This is a genomic window from Vibrio sp. 10N.261.52.A1 (assembly GCF_002876325.1).
Lineage (GTDB): Bacteria > Pseudomonadota > Gammaproteobacteria > Enterobacterales > Vibrionaceae > Vibrio > Vibrio chagasii.
In genome coordinates this window covers 1-572 of the sequence record NZ_MCYD01000955.1, presented here as the reverse complement: position 1 = coordinate 572, position 572 = coordinate 1, and the positions used below count along the sequence as shown (strand labels likewise).

General features: G+C 39.2%; 1 protein-coding gene. It reads left to right on the top strand.

Annotated elements, in window-relative coordinates; genetic code table 11:
• The first annotated feature begins 297 nt into the window (after positions 1 to 297).
• The gene (locus BCT81_RS20770) at positions 298 to 510 is read left to right on the top strand and encodes a VF530 family protein (RefSeq protein ID WP_102425680.1); all 213 of its coding nucleotides are present in this window, start codon (positions 298 to 300) and stop codon (positions 508 to 510) included.
• Positions 511 to 572 lie beyond the last annotated feature (62 nt).

Sequence of the window (572 nt, the reverse complement as noted above, 5' to 3'; positions counted from 1 at the left end):
TGAAGGGCATTAGCGCTTAAAAGCGCGATTTCGATATAAACCTACCAACTCGTCTCAAATATAAGACAAGAATAAGCATTTAGTTTAGTGGCCAATACCACTCACGTTATCTACCGATATTCTAAGCACTTCAATTATGAAAAAGATTGTACTTAGATGCCAAAATTAGTCGGCTTTGATGAGCGTTGCGGAGATTGAACGGCTTTCGTTGTTCGATATAACAGCGAACAAAAATGGTCTGATAATTGATGAGATGAAACTGATATACTGAGAGTAAATAAATGACGAGTGAATCTCATGACACAAGTAAATAACCCACTGCACGGCATTACACTGCAAAAGCTACTAACAGAATTGGTAGAACATTACGGTTGGGAAGAGTTGAGCTACATGGTAAATATCAACTGCTTCAAAAAAGACCCAAGTATCAAATCGAGCTTAAAGTTTCTGCGCAAAACAGAATGGGCTCGTACTAAGGTAGAGCAAATCTACATTGATTTAAAACGTTAATCCCTGGCTGCTCAATCAGTCCCGTGTTAGTAATAATACGGGGCCATCTCGCATCTCGCATC